General features: G+C 50.1%; 18 protein-coding genes and 2 pseudogenes. 3 read left to right on the forward strand and 17 right to left on the reverse strand.

Translation table 11 applies throughout. The features are described 5' to 3' along the window. Positions 1-202 precede the first annotated feature (202 nt). The 14 genes and pseudogenes from IMCC3135_RS28255 to IMCC3135_RS28320 all read right to left on the reverse strand — a co-directional run. Positions 203-538 (reverse strand): hypothetical protein, encoded by a 336-nt coding sequence (locus tag IMCC3135_RS28255; protein WP_088920632.1) that lies wholly within the window; start codon positions 536-538, stop codon positions 203-205. Then, a complete protein-coding gene (locus IMCC3135_RS28260) occupies positions 519-866 on the reverse strand; it encodes a restriction endonuclease subunit S (RefSeq protein WP_257790397.1) in 348 nt (115 codons plus the stop codon). Before IMCC3135_RS28260 ends, IMCC3135_RS28255 begins: the two co-directional genes overlap by 20 nt. A 39-nt stretch (positions 867-905) precedes the next feature. Beyond that, positions 906-2,381, reverse strand: coding sequence for an IS66 family transposase (tnpC, locus tag IMCC3135_RS28265; protein WP_088920634.1), 1,476 nt, complete (start codon positions 2,379-2,381; stop codon positions 906-908). 424 nt (positions 2,382-2,805) lie between these two features. Then, positions 2,806-3,526, reverse strand: a pseudogene (locus IMCC3135_RS35665) (restriction endonuclease subunit S); the annotation flags it as partial. Next, positions 3,523-4,704, reverse strand: coding sequence for an N-6 DNA methylase (locus IMCC3135_RS28275; protein WP_088920635.1), 1,182 nt, complete (start codon positions 4,702-4,704; stop codon positions 3,523-3,525). The gene IMCC3135_RS28275 and the pseudogene IMCC3135_RS35665, both read right to left, overlap by 4 nt. Positions 4,705-5,202: 498 nt before the next feature. Beyond that, the gene (tmk, locus tag IMCC3135_RS28280; RefSeq protein WP_088920636.1) at positions 5,203-5,787 is read right to left on the reverse strand and encodes a dTMP kinase; all 585 of its coding nucleotides are present in this window, start codon (positions 5,785-5,787) and stop codon (positions 5,203-5,205) included. 15 nt (positions 5,788-5,802) lie between these two features. Further along, positions 5,803-8,286 carry a class I SAM-dependent methyltransferase gene (locus tag IMCC3135_RS28285; RefSeq protein ID WP_088920637.1) on the reverse strand — a complete coding sequence of 828 codons (2,484 nt, stop codon included), beginning with the start codon at positions 8,284-8,286 and terminating at the stop codon, positions 5,803-5,805. A gap of 61 nt (positions 8,287-8,347) precedes the next feature. Further along, a complete protein-coding gene (locus IMCC3135_RS35180; protein ID WP_157736327.1) occupies positions 8,348-8,980 on the reverse strand; it encodes an IS66 family transposase in 633 nt (210 codons plus the stop codon). 5 nt (positions 8,981-8,985) lie between these two features. Beyond that, complete coding sequence (locus tag IMCC3135_RS35185) at positions 8,986-9,765, reverse strand: DUF6444 domain-containing protein (protein ID WP_088920639.1); 780 nt, start codon at positions 9,763-9,765, stop codon at positions 8,986-8,988. Between the two features lie 373 nt (positions 9,766-10,138). Next, on the reverse strand, positions 10,139-11,854 hold the full coding sequence (gene tnpC / locus IMCC3135_RS28300; RefSeq protein ID WP_088915917.1) for an IS66 family transposase: 1,716 nt from the start codon (positions 11,852-11,854) through the stop codon (positions 10,139-10,141). Continuing rightward, entirely contained in the window at positions 11,851-12,288 is a 438-nt protein-coding gene (gene tnpB, locus IMCC3135_RS28305; protein ID WP_088915918.1) for an IS66 family insertion sequence element accessory protein TnpB, read from the reverse strand. The genes tnpC (IMCC3135_RS28300) and tnpB overlap by 4 nt, the downstream gene beginning before the upstream one ends. Then, positions 12,288-12,728 (reverse strand): hypothetical protein, encoded by a 441-nt coding sequence (locus tag IMCC3135_RS28310; protein WP_088915919.1) that lies wholly within the window; start codon positions 12,726-12,728, stop codon positions 12,288-12,290. Before IMCC3135_RS28310 ends, tnpB begins: the two co-directional genes overlap by 1 nt. A 64-nt stretch (positions 12,729-12,792) precedes the next feature. Then, the gene (locus IMCC3135_RS28315; RefSeq protein WP_088920640.1) at positions 12,793-13,452 is read right to left on the reverse strand and encodes a type I restriction-modification system subunit M; all 660 of its coding nucleotides are present in this window, start codon (positions 13,450-13,452) and stop codon (positions 12,793-12,795) included. Positions 13,453-13,681: 229 nt separating this feature from the next. After that, positions 13,682-14,833: pseudogene (locus tag IMCC3135_RS28320) on the reverse strand (type I restriction-modification system subunit M); the annotation flags it as partial. A gap of 370 nt (positions 14,834-15,203) precedes the next feature. Here IMCC3135_RS28320 and IMCC3135_RS28325 point away from each other — a divergent pair. Further along, entirely contained in the window at positions 15,204-16,145 is a 942-nt protein-coding gene (locus tag IMCC3135_RS28325) for a TRAP transporter substrate-binding protein (protein ID WP_205737762.1), read from the forward strand. Here IMCC3135_RS28325 and IMCC3135_RS28330 read toward each other — a convergent pair. Next, positions 16,142-17,371 carry a winged helix-turn-helix domain-containing protein gene (locus IMCC3135_RS28330; RefSeq protein ID WP_205737763.1) on the reverse strand — a complete coding sequence of 410 codons (1,230 nt, stop codon included), beginning with the start codon at positions 17,369-17,371 and terminating at the stop codon, positions 16,142-16,144. The genes IMCC3135_RS28325 and IMCC3135_RS28330 overlap by 4 nt on opposite strands. Before the next feature lie 124 nt (positions 17,372-17,495). Between IMCC3135_RS28330 and IMCC3135_RS28335 the strand changes: the two genes are divergently transcribed. Further along, the gene (locus tag IMCC3135_RS28335) at positions 17,496-17,999 is read left to right on the forward strand and encodes a DUF6647 family protein (protein WP_088920642.1); all 504 of its coding nucleotides are present in this window, start codon (positions 17,496-17,498) and stop codon (positions 17,997-17,999) included. A gap of 239 nt (positions 18,000-18,238) precedes the next feature. On the opposite strand, the gene IMCC3135_RS28340 is transcribed toward IMCC3135_RS28335, so the two are convergent. Beyond that, entirely contained in the window at positions 18,239-19,132 is an 894-nt protein-coding gene (locus IMCC3135_RS28340) for a LysR substrate-binding domain-containing protein (protein ID WP_205737764.1), read from the reverse strand. 104 nt (positions 19,133-19,236) lie between these two features. Here IMCC3135_RS28340 and IMCC3135_RS28345 point away from each other — a divergent pair, with 104 nt between their 5' ends. Beyond that, complete coding sequence (locus IMCC3135_RS28345) at positions 19,237-20,274, forward strand: DMT family transporter (RefSeq protein ID WP_205737765.1); 1,038 nt, start codon at positions 19,237-19,239, stop codon at positions 20,272-20,274. Here IMCC3135_RS28345 and IMCC3135_RS28350 read toward each other — a convergent pair. Continuing rightward, positions 20,271-20,513 (reverse strand): hypothetical protein, encoded by a 243-nt coding sequence (locus IMCC3135_RS28350; protein ID WP_157736328.1) that lies wholly within the window; start codon positions 20,511-20,513, stop codon positions 20,271-20,273. The two genes, IMCC3135_RS28345 and IMCC3135_RS28350, sit on opposite strands and share 4 nt — an antisense overlap. Positions 20,514-20,642 lie beyond the last annotated feature (129 nt).

A 20,642-nucleotide genomic window follows, 5' to 3' on the forward strand; every position in this document is an offset into this window, starting at 1 on the left:
AGCATGCTGTGAGCGCCATAAAACGTCACAATAACGCCAAAAAGCGCTTTACACGATTCAATATAGCAGTTGAGCGGCCAAAATGACCCTTTACGCGGTATTTTGCCACTTTATAGGCGTCGATGACGTTTGAAACACTGGAAACCCGCTTTTGATTACTGAGATAACGTAATGGGAGGGGTGCTCGTCGCATGCCCTGCATTCAGATAAGCATTGCAGACGAACCGGCGTGTAGAACGTTGATCAAAGTACCAAAGGTCCGAAACTCCTCATCCGCCGCATTCGGATCAGCCTTGTTCAACTGTGAAGCCACCTTCTCCAGAAACTTCTCTTCCGGGTTATTTGGATAGATACCGCGATACTTCTCCCACTGATCCGGCTGACTTTCCTTCACATACGCCAGCGTATCTTCTGGATATAAAGCCAGCTCGCGGTTGTATTTTGAAGGTGATCCCAGCAGCCACCCATGGCCCACCAGGCACTCAACAATGTGATTCTGGAAAGCGTATTCGGCTGATTTATCGGGATGGAAGGCCATAGGGGTTTGCATCCATGCTGGAGGTTGATGTGGACTCTGGGGCTTGCCAGTTGCGGACATCTATTTTGCCGGTGACGGCGGCGGAGATTAGGGCTGTGCGGCGTTCTTTGAGCAATTCGGCTGCCTTACCAGCAGATTGTATTATCTGGTTGAAACTACCTGATATTTCAGATACAAAATTCAAAATGTGGCGCTGTTCCTCTTTAGGCGGTATCTGCAATGGAATGCGGCCAAGTGTTTCTGTATTGAGGTTGTCCATCGTTGACCCCTTTGATTCCAAAGCAAGTTCGGCAACTGCTCCAGCTGAAGTAACAAGGTAACCGTTCACGGCCCCGCATGCGGGGTGTAGGAACCGCAGCTGATTCTTTCAGCTAGTCGCTAACCGAGGCGTATCAAACGGAAAGCGCACTTTCACCTCGCCCTCAATCATCGACTGGTGACACGCGATGCGGATAAACTGATAGCTTGAGATCCCTATCCGTTGTGCAGTGCCCACGATGCTCAGTATCAAGGGACGAAACTGATCGCCTTGATACGATTGGGTGGCAAAGCTCAACTTGCGCCAGATCACATAGGGCCGAAGCGCACGCTCAGCGCTATTGTTGTCTAGCGGGATCCTGTGATCTTTGAGAAAGGTCCAACACATCGATTCTCGCTTGAGAAGATGTTGGCATTGACGTTTGGTTCGTCCATCGATTCGTAGCCGGGCACCTCGCTCCAGCGTCTGGTGAAAGCTGCGGCGTAGTCGCTGCATTCGCCGGTAATAAACAGCCTCGTTGATGAGTTGATCTTGCCATCGATGCCGGGTGCGGATAACCGCGTGGGCAAGTAATAAAAGTCGGCGTCCGATCTTGCCGCCATTGCTTACCCGTCCAGCAATATCGATGAATTTTCGAATCAGGTGCGGCCAACACAGTTGACGACGACTTTCCGGTACACGGTTATAACCCACGTAGTCATCAGTGACCAAATACCCTGTGAATTCGCCTAACAGCCTATCGGCAGCCTCTTTGCCGCGCGAGGCCTGTGTCAGGAAATAGCAAGCTTGGACACACACTAACGACCACAGCCAACGGCACTCATTGCCGCGAAAATGCCGTGTTTCATCGGCATGCGCCACGGGTTGTTGGCGAACAAAATCGCCAATCTGTCGGTACGGGTCGCCTAATGCGCTCGTCGCTTTTGCCTGAGCCTGAGAGAGGGCACCGAGACTGAAATGCAACTGCCAGTGCTCAACCAGATAATCCTGAATATTACGAATCGACAAATGATAACGCCCGGACAGATGAGCGATAAGTGCCACCAGATTGGGGCCCATCTGCCCCGAAGGCACGCTATCGGGAGTCTGGGCGCAATGATGTTTGCCACACCCGTTGCATTGCCCACCGAACAGCTGATGCTCAATCACTGAAAAACGCACCACCGGGATATCAAACACCTGGTGACGACAGCGTGGCTCGGGATCGACAAAAATAGAGCCACCACAGCCACAGGCCGCGGTCGGAAAATAGCGCTGAATCTGATCGACATCACTTTCGGGTACCAGCGGGCGTTCGTGCTTTTCATGACCCGGCTGCGCACCCTTTCGTTTTGTAGATTTGGGTTTCTTTTTTCGGTTGACTCGTTGCGAGGTGGAGTCTGAAGAGGGTGGACGGGAGGAGTTACGCGAGCTTTTGCCCATGCGTTCGTTCAGCTCTCGAACCTGTTCAACAAGCTCCTCATTCTGCGCTTTAAGATCTGAGGCTATCGATTCTAACTGACCAACCACATCCCACAATTGCTCGATCTGAGTGCGAGCCTCATCAAGCGTTTGGGGTGGATTTGATAGATGAGGATCGGGCACGATGATGGCTAATAAACTCGCGGGGCCTTTTCTTCAGAATAGCCTACATAGTCAGAAAACGCTATTGCAACGCCGTGAACGCTTACAGTAACAAGCAGGTACGCATACTCTGAACTTAACCGACTTTTTAGAGTAGCCCTTAAGCTACCAGTCCCGCATAGCCAGCCTTCTTCTTCCGTTCCAACGACAGCGCATCTACCAAGCTCGCCACGACGAGCAAAGATCAAATCTCCAGCACGAAGTACATGACGTGACAGCTTTTCGGCTGTTTCATCATCAACTGAAACCTTACTTTCGGGAACTAGCTTGCCCTCTATCATATGAACTGGGTTAATTATCGGTGTTCCGTTCTCAACATATTCTTCGGAGTGCAGCTGGCTTCCAAACGGTCCCGTTTGCATTTCTAATGTGCAGAATTTTAACTGTGACACAGTCCAATGCTCCGGCACCTCCCCCAACCACTCAACCCCAGAATCCTTCATCGGCGCATCCGGATTCAATCCCTTCGTCACCGCATGACTGATCACCGCCTGACGTTTTTCCTTCAACAGCTTGATCAGTTGTTGTTGCTTTTCGATCAGCGTGTCTATTTGGGCGGTTTCGTGGTCGAGGAAACTCACTATGTTCTGCATTTCTCTCGGCTCACTTATTCCGATCGCTATTCCCGCAACAGTCTCTGTGTTCAGGTTAAGCTGAGTTCCGAACTTCCCCAATCCTTTGTAGGCTTGTTCGCCAGCAAATACATAAAACAGCAATTTGGGAGGGATCTTCAGCTGCGGGAAATATACAAATCCATCGTGAATACACGCCTTCACCGCAGTAATACAGGGTTTGCCCACTGTTCCGGCAATACTCAGGAAAATTGCCCCTGGCTCTAGCTTGACGCTCAATGAACTCCCGATATCCGACAAGCGTTGAATCGACCCTTCCAAGTACATCTTTGAAGCTGAAACATCAGCAATGCGAGTCCAACAATACTCACCTTCGTCATCGAAATATATGGGGTCCTCGATCGGTCGGGGTGAAGCACCTCTCTTTACCGAAGCCAAGTGGCCAATTTTTACTGCTTCCCAGTTACTGGGAATATTCCCCAACCACTCAACACCACTATCCCGATACTCCGGATAAGCCTCATACCTACTCACACCCCCACCTCACCCAACAACCCCATTATCTCCCGCGACACTTCCGCCAACTCCGCATCAATCACACTCAAATCCCGCGGTGGCACATACTCATAAAAATGCCGATTAAACGGAATCTCATACCCCACAATCCCGATATCCCCATCCTTGTCATCCCGCTTTGATGCATCAATCCACGCATCCGGTACATGCGGCTGCACCTCCTTGGCAAAGTACGCCTCATTCACTTCATTGACACTACGGCTTGGGTCCAGTGGCACATTCTCGTTATCCCGAAGATCACTGTCCGGCGTGTATTCCACTACCTGTGCTTTGCCCTTCGCATCCGTGGTTTCAAACAGTCCATACACCGGATCAGCCTCTGCCTTGTGCACCTTCTTGACAACCTTCTCCGCCTCCGGATTGGTCCAGCAGATCGCACTCAGTAATTGCTTCTTCTCCGCCGTCTCCAGCTTGATATCCAAGGTCTTGCAGGCGGTCTTCAACACACAATCCAGCGGATTCACATCATCATGCTGCTCATTGCCAATCTCGCCCTGCAAGGCGCGGGCTTTGAGTAACAAGGCTTTCTGATTCAGCCAGGTCTTCTCATTCAACAGGTCCTTGATATCCTTTTCCTTCATGGCACTGAGGTTGGCCTTGATATGCACACGAATCTCGGTCTCGTAGTCAATCAACTGCCCATACTGTTCACAGTCCTCTTCATCGGACCAGTAAGTCTCCCCGTATTCTGCATACACCCACTTCATCGCCGTATTGATGGCACGACTACTAGAGAAGCGCAGTTCGCTCAATAGCTCATCACTGAACTGCCAGGATTGTCGCAAGGGGCGTTCGATGGTCAGGCGTCGATACCCGAATTCATGGCTGGCAAACAACTTGGCAGCGAAGGTCTTGGCTACCGCCTCCTTGGCATTGGCAGACTGGCGTCCGCGATTGCTTTTCTGCTCGGCGGGTTTGTCCAGGGCTTGTCGTTCCACCGCCTCATAGTTACCAAAGCAGCGAACAATGGTAGCCACATCTTTCTCGCTCATCTCATTGCGCTTGGACCCCAAGGACTTTCTCATCTTGCCGTAGAGGTTCACGCCATTGATCAGCAGTACCTGGCCTTTTTGTTCTTCTCGTTTCTTGTTCGACAGCACCCACACATAGGTGGCAATGCCAGTGTTGTAAAACATATCCGTAGGTTTTCCGGTCACCCTGTTCCGAGGTGTTTTCGCTATGGTTCTACCAATTCTAAAACAGAACTAAACACTAATAATTCACATTAGCATTTAACAATTATAGTGATTTTATCTTGATTCTAATGATCATTGCTTCGGAGTACATTTATGGGACTTGTAGGAAATGTGAGCATGTGATGCTGCTCTGCCTGACAACTGGTTGCTATATTGGTCACCGTACAAACTATCTGGTGCAGTATTCGCAGTAGTAACGACAGGCAGATTTGTCCTCAAAGGAGACGGTCACGGGTGCCGGAATTTCACCGAGATCACCTTCTACACTATTTTATTTGGTGAGCGTGAGACACGTTTACCTGCAACCGTCACGGGTATATACACAAAATGATTTACAGTTTCGGTGAATGGACTTGAAGAAATATTTTGTACCTATTTACTGTGTCTTAAAGACCACTATCGCGAAAAAATACGGTGTACAGCGGTAGTTCCTCGGAATCAAATCACTTTCTCCAACTTAGCCTCAACAACAACGAACAATTCCTCTGCAATTTTCTGAGCCGTCTTCGTCGTGCAGTCAATTGTTACAAGGCCAAGTTCCTCGTATGCTTTTTCAACTGTATCCATATAACTGCCTTTAGTTTTAATGAGTCGATCAGAGACAGACCGTTGTGCACGATTATTCAATCGCTCTTGTCTGATGGACTCATCACTTACGCTTAGGTAAAATGTAAAATCGGGTTGCACTAATTCCAATGTAGAAATATCAACTGAGACACTCAATTCACTGGTCGGATGGTAGGCGATTGTGCTGTAAATGTATCTGTCACAAACTACGTTACCATGGGCCAATTTTTTCTCTATCGTGTCTGAGCAATGTTTTACAGAAGATAGAAAATATAAGTAATGTGCATCTACTCCACAATTGTCATTAACATATTTTGCAGATGTCAAAAATCCTTCAAACACTGACGACATATTTATTGTTGAATATTCTCTATTATTTAGCAATTTGCTTAGCAGACCCGAAACAGTTGACTTGCCAGCTCCGTCCATCCCTTCTATGACAATAAGTTTTCCCACTTCGTCGCCCCCCCACTAGGCATCCCTTGATGCAGATATCTTTTTCAACACGATTATCATCCTGTCAGAATTATCATCAAATGCAGAATTGGTTGAGTAATCTCCATAAACATGCTCTATAGAAAAGCTTCTTGAAAAGGCTATTCTAATATCCTCTAATTCATATTTTTTGTTAATTTCTTGGTCGGTAACATAAACACTTTCACCTGTTTGCAAATTTTTTATATCGTATGTGTATATTGCATTTAAAACATTTTTGTTTATTACTTTTTTATCGATTTTTAAATTAATTTCATACGGATAGGAGTATGACCTCCTTTTGTAAGATTTATTTATAACCTTTGTTGGATTTTTCAAATCTAATACAAGGACTCCCGTGTCATCCATATTCCTATTGCAACTATCTATAAATTTGTCTAAGTCATTTGCAGTACTTAGATAGTTTAATGTTGACCACATACAGATAACCAAGTCAGGCTTTTCTGCAGTGTCCCAATCACGTATGTCGCCAACTTGGAAAATCGCTCCTTTAGTTTTAGAGGCTATTTCTATTTCAGTCTCAGAAATGTCAATGGCGGTTACCTTGTAGTATGCAGACAATATCGTCGCGTGTCTTCCAACTCCACATCCTAAATCCACTATGTATTCGACTGCTTCACCACGAACGTGCTCCATACTTCTGATGAATTCGATCTCCTTTTTCGTGTTTCTAGATGAAGCCTGCAGGAAAAGTGGAGCTAGTTCATTGTAAAGAAGTTTGTGTTTTGCATGATCGACAAATGACCCATAATTTTCCACAATCTCTTCTGGTTTGAATTTGTATCTTCTACGCTTACGCAAAGACTGAATCAAACAACCTCGATCGTTAAAACTATGCAGAATGTGCGTATCTATTGCAGACTGCGAAAAATTCAAACTCGCCCATAGATCATCAAAATATCTATTAAATTTATCGTACGGCTTGTCTTCCTTCTCGAAAACCATGGTGGTGTTATCATCGCTATTGTTAACTAACGATGGGCTATAGAATATTGTGTCATCGACAATCATAATCGCTCCGACCGGCAAAGAGGAATAAAATCTCAACTCAATCAATTTTTCTCCCCCTTCCTTTAGTATTTTCAGATTTTCTTCAAATACCCAATCTTGTAGGTATTTAGAATCATTCTGAGCCTTGCCACCGTTCCCAGATTCAAAGTCTTTCCACCCCAATAGAGAATAGAACTGATTTTCAAAATATATCTGAAATATTTCTTCTCTCGGGCTAAGGGATAATATTTTGACATCCACACCTTCGCGTATTTTCTTTTGAATTAGCTCACGATACTCCCCTGCAAAACCACCCAAGCCAACACCATAAACGTAGAAACGTGATTTAACCCCTTCAATATTATCTCTATAATAATTTCTTATATCCGTTCTATTTGAAATAGTGTTAATTTCACTTTTCTGCTTTTCATTTTTTTCCCGTCTCTTCGAGCGTCTGGAAATTTTTGATATATCATTTGGCAGTTGCTTATTAATAGAGATTGCCACAATACGGGCATGTGTATTTGGGAAGGACAGTTGGCTACCATGTTCGTCCTTTACATCAACTTCATGTAATCTCCAAGCTTCCTTGAACCCTTCGGTTACTGTAGGTTCAATTGTTACAGTTGCTGCTCCTAAATGACTCTCAATGGTCTTTTGAAGAATTGCTGTGTCTATACTTGTTAGCTGCTCACCCAATTCATATTTGAAATTATTGACACTATTTGATCTTATTAATTTATGCAGAAGCTCGACTGCCAAAGTCGAATCGATATTAATATACCCATTGGCAATAGCAGTGGTTTCGAGTTCAGCAATTGATAGTTTGTCATTAATTATATTGGCTAACTTTACCAGATCTCCAGAAGTAGCATTCCCAACCTTTACTTCAACAATTTCTGGCCATCGCTCCACTCTGATAGGCTCTCTAGCGAAAAACACATTTTTATTGAACACACTAAATATTTGACCAAAAAAAACACTAAGTCGAAATCCTGGACTTCTTTTAGGAAGTTCATGCAAAACTGCTTGCATAGACAATACTAGTCCTGGATTATTTGCAGTATTTTTGAAATCATTCATCTCTCGTATAAGCTCTTCAAGGCGTTGGGTTAGATCACCTTGCATTACACGTAGCTCTTTCCCATATTTATCCAGAATTTCCTTTGACTTCTCTTTAGCTGCATTAGCAGCGGAATCACTTATTTCTACTAGAATGGCTTTTTTTATTTTAGTGGATTTCAACAAATGCTCCGCTTCAGAGCCGTCCGCTCCACCTATACTAACTAATAAATATTCACTAAAATCTTCCTTGGCAGTTTCGTTGTTTGAAGATAAAATATTTAGGATATACTCTGACTTCCGCAAGCCTTCGTTTTCAAATGTTTTTTGATACTCTTTATCAAACGAAATGTCTTCATTTTCCAAATTATATGCAATTAGGGATTTTATTTTTTGGCTGACGTCCATTGAAGGTTTCCTATTGCACCAATTGATTAAACGAATTATTTGTACTACAATTTGTAACTGCTCAGCCCACTGATACAATAGCTGGATTGAAGGCTTGGCCTTGGATGCTTTTACGCAGGGAATTAAGTACTTTACGGCCCTGTTTTTTCGCTGAGGAAATATAGCCACAAGTCCGGCAAAAGATGTCAGCACCTTGCTCGGAGCGAAAGCAGCCCGATATCTTTAGTTTGGCCTTGATCATTCGCACATCATGCTCGGTAAAATTATTGTCAAAAGGCAGAGTCAAATCATAGAGAAAGGCCAACGTTTCAACCTTGTATCTGAATAGCCGGTCATGCAGGTTCTTCGCCTTGTGTTGTTTGGCTCGCCCTCGCTTCTTTGTCGTTGATATAGGCATCACCGGCAGTTCGGCGCGTCCCTGGCGCAGTATCCGACTGTAGCGTCGATCGTAGTGGTTGATGCGAGACTCATCAAGCATTGACGCTCCCTTGGTCCGAGCCTCTTCGGTCTCCTTATTGGCATTCAGCAGGCAAGTGATCAACTTCTCGGCCCAGCTCTGTTGATGCTGCTCATGAGCATGGATCAGCTCACGCAGAAAGTGAGCGCCACACAGCACATGAAGGATGGCGAAGCGAAAATAGCTGGCCCAGCAATCATGTACAGCGTATCCCTTGAACCCCTCAAGAATGCCCATCGCCATCATGGCTCCATATCAGCGTTTGACTTGTCGACAGTAATTGGTAGTCTGCTCGGTGGCAGCCACTGCAGCTGGTTGCCCACGCGCAGAGCGCTTTCGTCAAAGCGGGCCACCTTGCTGTCAATGACCATGGCTTTGACCCTGGTATCGAACTCCGCCAGATGATGGTAGGCACGGATCAAAATATTGTTCACAGTTCCTTGGCTAAGACGAATCTGGGACAGGTCCGCCACCCCCTCTTTGAGTCGTGCGTAGGGCAGCATCTGATACTTTCTCAGATAGCCACGCACTGAACCTCTGTGTGACTGGTTGACGTGTGTTGGAAAGGCGGCCTTGTTGCGGCTCTGGCAACACGGGCATGCCTTGATCTGTGCACGATGCTCGGTCGCCTCATTCTTGATCGGCGGGATATCGAATACCTGGCGCGCTTCGAAGCCGGGTACGGGTACGGGTACCGTGCTCAAATCCAGCCCACAGCGGGTGCAGGCTTCCACTGCATGATCCACGATGTGATCCGGATGAGCCGTCGCCTTCAACGTCTTGCCGGGATGACCCGGTTGCACTCCAGGGCGCTTACTACTCTTAGCACGGGTACTTTTCGATTTACGCTTTTTGTAGCCGTCACTTGACGGTGGCTTACTGCTGTTGCGGCTGTTCAGTTTGAGCTGCGCTTGTACCCCCTGAACCTGTCTGGTTAGTGCAACGACTTTCTCCAACAGTTGCACGATCAACGCATCTTTCTGCGCTAAGGTGAGTGTGCTGAAGTCGACGGGGGTGAGCATGATCTGAGTTATAAAAGGATACTGGGCGGCTGTCTAGTACTTTCGTGCATCGGCAGGCTGAGTAGTTACCTTCAGTCAAGCTATTGCAAGAAAGAAGGATCGTTTAGATTAACGTGTGGCGTATATTTCACTATAATGGTTCGGATGAATTTAAATATCCGAATGATACGGGTAACTTGCGCTGGTGTCCAACGGAACGCGTATAGCTAGCATTGGGCCCAAGCCTCACTGCCTATGTCTGCGCCATCAAATGTAGCGCTCTAATTACCGCTCAGAAGCTGCGATGTTTGACGTCGAGCCCCCAAGTTTTCGGAAATATGGTGAGCTTCCGGCAGCCCAGTAAAATTCGAGGCTCAACTGTGCTACGTCAGAATCACTTTTGCTGGCTGGGGTAGTTCCAGGGCATCCAGTTCTGCGGGGCGGCACGCACGGCTAGCTGATTTCTCTGTACCGCTATCAAGTAGGCTAAGGCATCGACATTTGACTCCATACAGGTGGCCAGTATCGAGGTGATGGTGTCTGAGACTTGCGCGCCGTTCTCTGTCTTAAAGAATTGAGAATTCTTGCGGCCTCTGACCATCAACTTGATGATTCTTTCGCACTCGTTGTTATCCAATGCCGCCCCGGGGGTATGGCAGAAAGCACACAATCCGTCGTAGTGTCGATCAAAGTACGCCATGGCACGGCCCAGATTGCTGTTTGGCTCCACCGGACCACCCTCTACGGTCTGTGCCTGGCACCACTGTCTGATCTGAGCCATCAATGGAAGTGAATGCGCGTGATGATAGGCCTGGCGCTGCTGGGGATCGAACACCTGTTCTTTGCAATGATCGTCGTTGACCCATATTCCGGCGTAAAGCTCCAGTGCAAACAGGCTCTCCTCGGGGCATTGCAAGGCCAGCTCGGCAAAGCCCCTTCGACCATGCGAGTTACAAAGTGAGACCACAAAGTCCTTGTCAGTCACGTGATTGGAGCTCAAGGCATCGCTCATCAGAATGGGCACCGGCAATCCGGATTCTCGTTTACCCAGAATCTCATCGAACCATTCGCCAGCGTGACCCACGCTGGTTTGATACAGCACCAATCGTTGTGCCGGCATTAGTGTCGGAGGATCCGTGGTTGCACTATTTCCCTCTTTTGGCAAAATAGCCAGACAGGCCGAGCTGTAAACCCCTGAGCGGTGTTCGCGCCCCTTGGGTGCTGCCTGTTTAATCAGAATTCGGTGCGTCGTGTCATCCAGATAGAACAACTCAGCGTTGGCTGCCATCGATATCATGGCCACAAACACCGGCGTCAAGTGATCGGCCAGCTTCTGGCACTGATCGAAGATCGTGGAGGCGCTCAGGTGTGAGCCGAGCAACCCTTGCAGTGTCTCCTGGCGGTAGAACGGGGTAGCGGCAAAGTACCGGTAGATCGCCATCAGGGCGCAGGCCGAGTAGCCATACATCTGATCGGGCCGTCCATCGGCACGCACCTCAGGTGGCAGTTCGGCAGTAAAAATTTCATGACAGGCCGAGCATCTTAATTGGTCGCTCACATGCTGCTCGGCACTGAAGGGCGAGTGCCCGACAATGCGCAGCAACTGGGCTGGATGGTACTTGTACACCTTGCCAGCCTGACAACTGGGGCAACCATCACCCTTGTTCAAGCCCTCGATGCCATGATGATGGACCGTGGGTTTGATGGCAGGCTTCTTGTCCTTCTTCTTGCGCCTGTCCTTCTTGTCGGTGCCGGTACGCGGGCGTGCTGTGTCGGGCTGTCCGTCAGCATCGGCTTTCGTGTTGCCATCGGCACCGTTGCTTTTCTTCTTACCGGGATGGTTTTTCAACTGCTCGGACGGATTAATCATGCCCAGCAGCTTTCGCAACTTCACAATGGTGAGATCGTTGTGACTGATGCGCTCTTGCAAGCTGGCCAGTGTCAACATGGCACTGCTAAGCAGGTCATAGTCATCGGCACTAAGCGCCATGCCATGCTCGCGCGCCTCGGTAATGCGTGCCATCAGCTCATCGAGCTGGGCCTCGCTCAGGTCGATGAAACCGGTGGTTTTCTCACCCTTGGCTGGGGACTTGGGGGCTTGCACGCTCATGGTCGAGGGGATTGGGGAGCACGGGGTGTTGTTGCGGGAGTGGGACAAAGCATAGCGGATACCTGTGAAGACGCAAGGGGCGTTGCATGACAATCACCGGGTTCTGACGTGGGTTGACCCGCTGAGAACCACTCGCCGCTGAGCAACAAGCGCAGTTGCCGGGCACTGGCCGGTGACAGGGCTTCATGGCCAGTAGGCCAGCCGGTGAACTTGCCACGCGAGAGTCTTTTCGTCATCAGCCAATAGCCAGTACCGTCATAACTCAAGGCTCTAATCATGGTCCTTGCGCGATTGATAAACACGAAAATCGTTCCATCACTTGGATCTTGTTCCAGCGTGTTCCGGCACTGAGCAACGAAGCCGTCAATTCCGCGCCTGAAATCCGAAGGAGCCACCCCAAGCAGTATCGGGCTTTGATGGGTAAGCAGAATCATCAGCAGGCCCTCGTGTTGCCGCCAACCCGGGCGGCCGCCTGGAACACCTCGTCGAGCGTGAATGCACGATGGATATGAATCACGGCCTTGTTAGGTAGCTCGATGATCAGACTTTCAGTGATTGGCGGAGCCGGCTCAACCAAAGCCTTTTCAACGTGGGGTAACCGAACGAAGCCAGCTGGATGCTCGGCATCAACAGGACACTCCGGGGAAGTACTATGGGGTGCAGGCTGCGTACCAGACCATTGTTTGAGTGCATTGGCGTTAATGCGCAATGCCCGACAAACATGGAAGGCACAGTGTTGCTCAAGCAACGCCACCGCACAGTGGCGCAATGCCATCGGTGTCGGTCCACGTCGTGTCCGGCTGCTGCGCCATTGTTCGAAAGCGTGCTGAGCGCTTCTCAGTGAAGGTTTGAAATCAACTACGGCTGCGTTCATCGACTGTCTCCAAAGAATCGGTTGCTGGTGGAGACACAGTGAACCAGACAATCAGGGTGAAATTTTACTGGGCTGCCGGAAGCTCACGATGTTCGTGTATGTATTCGCTGGCACCGACTAAAAAACCTGCGGTGCCACTTGATGGATCGCATATGGTGTCTTCAGCAGTAGGCTGTGTCATTTCTACCATCATTTTAATGATATGACGCGGTGTACGAAACTGACCGTTAGTACCTGCGGTGGCAATTTTTGACAGCAGGTACTCATACAAATCACCTTTAGTGTCCCGATCATCCATTGCAATTTTGTCGATCATTTGAACAACTTGATCGAGCAATCTTGCCGTGGGTATCATGAAGGTCGCGCCCTTCATATATTGCGCAAATGCACCAGCTTTAGAACCAAGCTGCTTCATCAGCTCAAACGCAGTCAGATTATCCATGTCTTTTTGCGGCTGAGTAAATAGCGCATATAACGCCTCAGGATCTTCATCGACAAAACTGTGCCAACGCAGCTTTGTATATTCAGCGCTATAGATCGGATTTTTGAGTTCGCTGCCAATCAAGTTGGCTTTCTTTTCTTCAAGCTGTTGCTTTTCGTCAAGACGACGTAGAAACAGCAGGTAGGTAAATTGCTCGATAACCGTGAGAGGGTTAGAGATACCGCCAGTCCAGAAAGCTGTCCAGATTTTATCGACCTGGCTCTTTATTTCACCGGTAATCATTTTTTATTATTATTGCCTATCTTTTATTGGAGATTGAGCGGAATTTTGCACCAAAATATGGGAATTCGACACCACGTTTTCCCAATATCGTTTTCACTGGCTGACAAAATACTGACATCTAAGCGCTAGCTCGTTCAGTCATCATAGCGCTATGATCAGAATGCTCGCGAATATGCACGTATAGTAGCTTTTCTGCGGAAAAGGCGTTCGCTATGCCGGAAAACGCCTGCAGAGCCACGATGCTTTCAAGAAGATCGGCTTCCAGAATATAGCGGCGTATCTCGGACTCGCCAGAACCGGCACCGCCAGTAAACAATGGTGAGCCATTCAGGATGATGCCGATACGGCCACCGCCCTCCTTGGCATCGCGCAGTTTGCTGATCAGGTGCATCAGGAACAACAGGGAGCCATCGGACTTGCGCGGCAAGCCGGGGCCGAAGCGGCCATCAAAGCCCTTCTCCCGTTGCTCGGTTTCCACATCCTTCTCGATCTTCTTCCAGTCCACGCCAAATGGCGGGTTGGATAGCATGTAGTCGAACTGCATGGCATAGAGCTGATCGTTGGACAGGGTATTGCCCAGCTTGATGTTGTTCACTTCCTGCCCCTTGATGAGCATGTCCGCCTTGCAGATGGCGTAGCTTTCGGGGTTCAGCTCCTGGCCAAAGGCGCGCATCACGGCATTGGGGTTCAGCTCGTGTACGTATTCCATACCCGAGGACAGGAAACCACCGGTACCCGCTGTGGGGTCATAGATGGTGCGGATGATGCCGGGCTTGGTCAGGGCATCATCGTCTTCCATGAACACCAGTGCAGTAGTCAGGCGCACGATATCGCGTGGGGTGAAATGCTCACCGGCCGTCTCGTTGGAGCCTTCTGCAAAACGGCGGATCAGTTCTTCGAAGACCAGCCCCATGTCATGGTTGGAGACCACCTTGGGGTCCAGGTTGATCTGGCGTACCCGCTGCACCACCTGATACAACAGATTGGCATCCCCTAACTGACCAATGAATTCTGCGAAGTTGAAATACTCGAAGATCTCACGGGCATCTCTGGAGAACGCCTGCATGTAGGAGATCAGGTTGGCCTGTATGCCAGACTCCCCCAGCTTCGACAGATCCATCTTCGAGGTATTGACGAAGTTCAGCCCATTGGTGGCCCGAATCAGCAACTGTTCGGCAGCCTCTTCCGGCAGGCCCATAGCCTCCACTTTATCGACCTGAGCCAGCACCGCCTCCTTGCTCTCCTCCAGTACGCATTCCAGCCGACGCAGCAGAGCAAACGGCAGGATGATCCGCCCATACTGACTTTGCTTGAAATCGCCGCGCAACAGATCAGCTATTGCCCAGGAGTCCGAGGCAAGATTGGTGGAGGTTGACGACATTCTTCAGGGCATCCGTATATGAAAATTATCACTCTGGTTTTAGCACAATCGGCAGCTTATTGCCCCTTTTTGGGGCCAGGCCGGTATTCATACCGTCGAGGATTGCCGTAAACCTTAAATTCCACTCTACACGTGTAGAGTCAGTCCCCTGTCCCGATCCATGCATGCGTTTATCAACCCATCCTGACTATATCTTTGGTTAACCCTGGTAGAACGCACAAATACAGTGGTTTTTCCCACATGTGAGCAGGATCTTCGCAGCTCAACGGCGTAGGCTGTTTGCATGTATTACTGGATACGTTTGTCTTTGATATGCCTGTTCGTCGCTTGCTCCTCGCCAGCACTGTTGGCTGAAGGAGTCCAATGGCGCATGAACAGTTTGCTACACCCTCAACTCTTTGGTGAGTCCGCACGAATCTTTGCCGACGAAGTCGACGCGTCGACAAACGGGGTGTTCAACGTTAATGTACATGACCAGCTTGTTATGGATGTTGATGCTTTTGAAGCGCTCCGTTCAGGCTTGGTGGACGCGATCTGGGGGTCACCCGGACATCATCACCGCGAAGATCCGGCACTGACCATTTTCGGCGGTTTTCCGTTCGGGCCGAATCCGGATGAATTTTCCGAATGGATGTTGCAGGGCGGAGGCTCCAAGGCACTCAATAAGATATACGCGCGCCACGGACTGCACAGCTTGTACTGCGGTGTTTTGCCTGAAGAAGGCGGAGGATGGTTCCGGTCTCCTATCGAGACTGTCGAGGACTTGGATGGGCTTGCCATGCGAAGCTTTGGATACGGCGCCCAGACCTTGAGAAATCTTGGGGTCACGACCTACGAGCTCCCAGCGAGCGATATTCGCCCGGCGTTTGAAAGTGGCGTAATCGATGCGGCTGAATTCGCAATGCCATCAATCGACATCCTGCTCGGGTTTCCGGAGTTCGCGCCATATCTCTACTTTCCGGGCTGGCAGCAACCTTCCACCGCGCTTGAACTACTTATCCTTGAAAAGACATGGCTTGCGCTATCCGAAAGCCAGCGTGCTGCCATCATGCACGCATGCGACGAATCTCTTCGCTGGACCCGCGATGTTGCAGCTGCCCGCCAGGATGTTGTGATCGCAGATTTTCGCGCTCAAGGGGTTCAAATTCTTGAGTGGCCCGATCAGCTCCTTGGCAGGCTGAAGCAATCATGGGCACAAGTGATCGAGACTGAAATTACCGCCGACCCTGGCATTGCCGCGACTTGGTTGAGCTACCTGGACTTTAAAGCTGGAAAAGTCGAACCCACGGCCGATGTGGTCGAGCGAGACTAACCCGGCATTCCCGCCAGCCTCAGACCCTCCAGCACCAATTCCAGAATTTTCTGACCGTCCAAGCTGTCAAGCGATACCGCAACACCGTCCAAAGTGCGTTCGGGCCGTGAAATCTGTGCTTGCCGAATCACCGCTGACGCCTCTTCGATCCGGCCCGCATGCGCCAGGCTCGCTGCCAGAAACCATCCTTTGTAGTCGCGCATTCCCGAGAACGTACCGGCGCCGTGAAGGCGTCCAAACTCTTCGACGGCCTTGGCCGGCTCGCCCTCCACGAGATAGATCAGCCCGGCTATTTCCCGGTAGCGGTCCGGAGGCGCTGCGACCGCTGCGATCGCCTGTTCGATAAGTGGAACCGCCTCTTCTGCATAGCCGTTGGCCAGGAGAGCATCGGCAAGGATAGCCAGGCCGTCAGGATCTGTGGGGGCTAACAGGACCGCCGCCTGCGCAGCCGCAAGCGCATCCACCAGTGAGCGCGCATCTTTGAACGGTGCATCGAGCCGCACTTCAGCAAGCACTCGATACGCAACGGCTCCTCCGCCGAGGATAAGTGAACGCTCAAGCGCTCCAAGAGATTGGCCAAGCTCTCGGCGACCACCTCCCCAGGCGCTGTACTTGACTTCCAGCCAGTATGTCTGGCCCAGCTCCGCCCATGCATCAGCATCTTGGGGATCAGACGCAAGGATCTCATTCAGCTTTGCACGCAACTCATCATTGGCATCCCTCTCGCGCCAATCCTGACTCCCTGATGTCGGCAGCCGGACGCCTACACTGGCAACAGAGTCCTCGATTGCCGCACCTGTCGCCTCGTGCTCCGGACTTCCGGAGAGAAACAAGATCGCAAGTGCGGCTGCAGCCATACTCAATACCACCGTCCCCACCCGAATGCCCCATGCTGATGACTCGGGACTGTCGGCGTGAGTTTCCTGCGCTTTGAGAACGTAGCCGCGCCGTGGCACTGTGCGCAGCAGTTTTGCATCCTCTTTGCCAAGAACCCGGCGGATATCACTGATGCATTGCGACAGCGATTCGTCTGTTACCGTCAGATCGTTCCACGCCCCTGCGGCGAGGTCGTCTTTTGACACCAGCGTGCCCCTGCGCTCGATGAGTAATTCAAGCACGCGGTAGGATTTGGGCCGAAGGTGCTGCGCATTGCCCCGGCCATCCTCCAGACACCCGAGACGCCGGTTCAACGTGTACTGACCGATGCTGGTTGTGGACGCGTTCATCTCCGATTACCCCGACATTCAGAAGAAATTCAGCAAAATCTCCAACTTTTTTCAGGCTTCTCTCAAGACTCCACTCTAGCAGTATCCGATTCTTGTGACGACTATTCGTTCTCATGAGGTTCGCATGAAAATTGTAAGGGTTCTCATCTTCTCAACCGTCTGCGTTCTTGGAATCACCTCCTCCATCGCAGCCGCGGAACAGCGCGCCAAGCCGACGTTTCTTGATTTTGTAGTCCTTTGGCTGAACTCGCAGTATCAGCTTGAAGTCCCGGCATCTCATCCCGACATAATCGCAATGCCGCTGGCTGAGCTGGTCGCACGGCGATATGGCCCAGGCGCATCCGCAACGCCCGGCGACGTGGTAGCCCTCTACGACAAAGAGGCGCACGCTATTCTGGTTTCCGACGACTGGACAGGAGGCTCACTCGCCCAGCTTTCCGTTCTCGTTCACGAAATGGTCCATCATTCACAAGACGTGTCTGGCACTATATTCGCTTGCCCGGCAGAGAGGGAAAAGCTAGCCTATCGTGCACAAAACGAATGGCTGAAGCTCTTTGACGAAGACCTTGAAGGTGCTTTTGGTATCGATCCAGCTCTGATCCTTGTTGCCACCGCCTGTGTTCACTGACACCAGATGCCGAGCTTATACGCCATCTGAATGAGGACAATTCAGCTATACCTATCAAGATAGGCTGATACCTCGACGGCCAGACTCTGACTTATGACCTGTTAAGGATATCGGTAAACATTTGGAGCACTGCAGATGCAGCAGACCTGGATCAGTAAACCCTGCAACGACTGCAGGTAATGAACAGTCACTCTACACGTGTAGAGTGAACTGCCCCTCCCTCTCTCCGCTCCAACCGCTCACAATTGCGGATCACTCTGCGACAACAGCCATTGCCGCACGATGTCAACCGCTGGCTGTCGCTCTCCTGCATGGCGTGCGAGCAGGTAGAAGTCGTTGTGCCCCTTTAACATGCCGTCAACGACCTGAACCAGCCGGCCTAATTCAAGATCGCGAGCTACCAGAAATCGACTGACCAGTGCCACACCCTGACCGGCCAGCGCCGCCTCTATGCTCAGGCTGGTCTGGCTGAAGTGAAGATTTCGCTGTTTGTGCGCGTCGGTACCGGCACACCTTAGTCGTAGAAACTCGGGCCAGAGGTTGTGCGTGTCGTGAAGCAACGGAAGCTGGGTGAGGTCGCAATTCGCCAGCGGTAGGGTCTTTCGTCCCACCAGTTCCGGGGCTGCCACGGCAATATTCGATCGTCTGAACAACAGGTCGACATCGAACTGCGCGCCGAACGGTGGCTTGCCTTGCCGAATGGCAAGATCGATGCCGTCACTGTGGAAGCTGAGTACACGTTCGGTAGAGAGTATCCGGAAATCGATGTCCGGATTCTTGCTTGTGAATGCAGGCAGGTTCGGGATCAACCAACGCGAGGTAAACGTCGGCGTAGCGCTGACAGTCACCTTGGAGCTTTCCGGCCTCAACGATCCGGTGGCCTCTCGCAGGCGATCGAACGCATCGCTGACCGCTTGATGATAGCCGCGCCCGGCGGATGTGAACGACACACCTCTGGCACCGCGCTCGAACAGCCGGACTCCCAGCGCAGACTCAAGTCCTCGCACCTGCTGCGCAATCGCCGCCTGCGTGACGCCCAGCTCGTCTGCCGCTACGCGGAAGTTCAAGTGTCTCCCGGCCACCTCAAAGGCACGCAGACCGTTCATGGGTGGGAGTTCGAGTCGATTAGCCAATAGAAATTCTTTCTTCAGGTGATAGCGTATCAGCGTTGTAGGGGGCGCCCAATCGCTTTATATTCTCGGAACTCTACAGCACTTCACTTCTTTGAGAATACATCATGGCTATGGCAAAAGTAGCGCTTGCCACCGCCAGTGGATCGGGAATGGGCGCCGTTGACGTTCATCGTAAACCGCAGATCCTCGATACTGGCAATTTTTTCAGTACGATCGCGCGGCAGCAGGCTGTGTGTTCACTACAGCAATTTTTTCTAATCCAGAGATTTTCAATGAATTGGTTTTTTTACGCACTTTTAGCTGCTTTGTGTTTCGGGTTGCGCGGTATCTTCTATCAATGGACATCGCAAAAAACAACGAATCGCAATTTGATGTTGTGCGGTGTATTTTTCACTGGCTTTCTGGTGAGTATTATTTTTATCCTCTTTCAAAAATCATCATTGAAAATATCGACAAATCATATTTTGGTCGGTAGCAGTATGGGCGTTTTATCATTCTTGGCTAACGCCTCCTTATTCAAGGGTTATGCGGTTGGCAAAGCCTCGCTCGTCACCGTCCTGGCTAGTTTGCCACCATTGATTGTCGTTATCCTGGCTTTTCTAGTGTGGAATGAAACACTCACTGCCATTCAATTGTGGTCTTTCCTGATCATTTTTATCGGCATCTACCTCATTCGCTATTCCAACGACCTCAGTTTCACTGATTTGAAAGGTGCGCAATGGGGTCTGCTTGCGGCGTTGTTTTTCGGTTTAAACGATATCATGGGCAAGCAATCCACCCGTGTTGAATCGGATATGTTCATCACATTGGTGTTGATGTTTGGCGTCGGCAGTTTGCTTTTCATGATTGGGTGGTTGGTGAGCAAAGGTAGCCGCATCCAAAGTACGACAGAACCAACATGGTCTGCCTCTCGAACGTTCACAACTGGAATGCTCGTCGGATTAACCAATATCGGTGGCATGGTGGCTATCTTGACTGCCTTTACGACAGGCCCAACAGGCATGGTCTCTGCGATTTCAGCACTGAACCTGGTAGTCATATTGCTTTATACGCGCTTTTTCTTGCGGGTACCGTTCCGCCGTATTGAGTTATTGGGGATCGGATTTGCCTTGGCTGGCCTGATTCTATTAAGATTATTTTAATCGTCAAGAAGTGGTAGTCCGTAGTCGAATATGCCAATGACAGTTGCCGCCTGTTTGAATCTGAACTCAGTAATGCCTACGATGCGGGTCATTAACTGGACCCGCCCCTGCTCTTGAGCGGCGACTGCCCAGACAAGCGCACTGATTGCGCATCTGGACGGGAAAGCGCTGGAATTCACCAGCATCGATGCCACCACATCGGCAGAGCGACGTGTGAGCTGCCAGGGTTGAGCTTGCAACACAGATCACCTTGAAGAAATATCGGTCATTTTTTGAACAATATTTTACGAGCGTTACCTAACCCCCGTTACATCAATCTATACGCATTCTGCCCACAGGGTTATCCACAGGATTTGTGGATAACCCGG

The organism is Granulosicoccus antarcticus IMCC3135 (assembly GCF_002215215.1).
In the GTDB taxonomy this organism is placed as follows: Bacteria; Pseudomonadota; Gammaproteobacteria; order Granulosicoccales; family Granulosicoccaceae; genus Granulosicoccus; species Granulosicoccus antarcticus.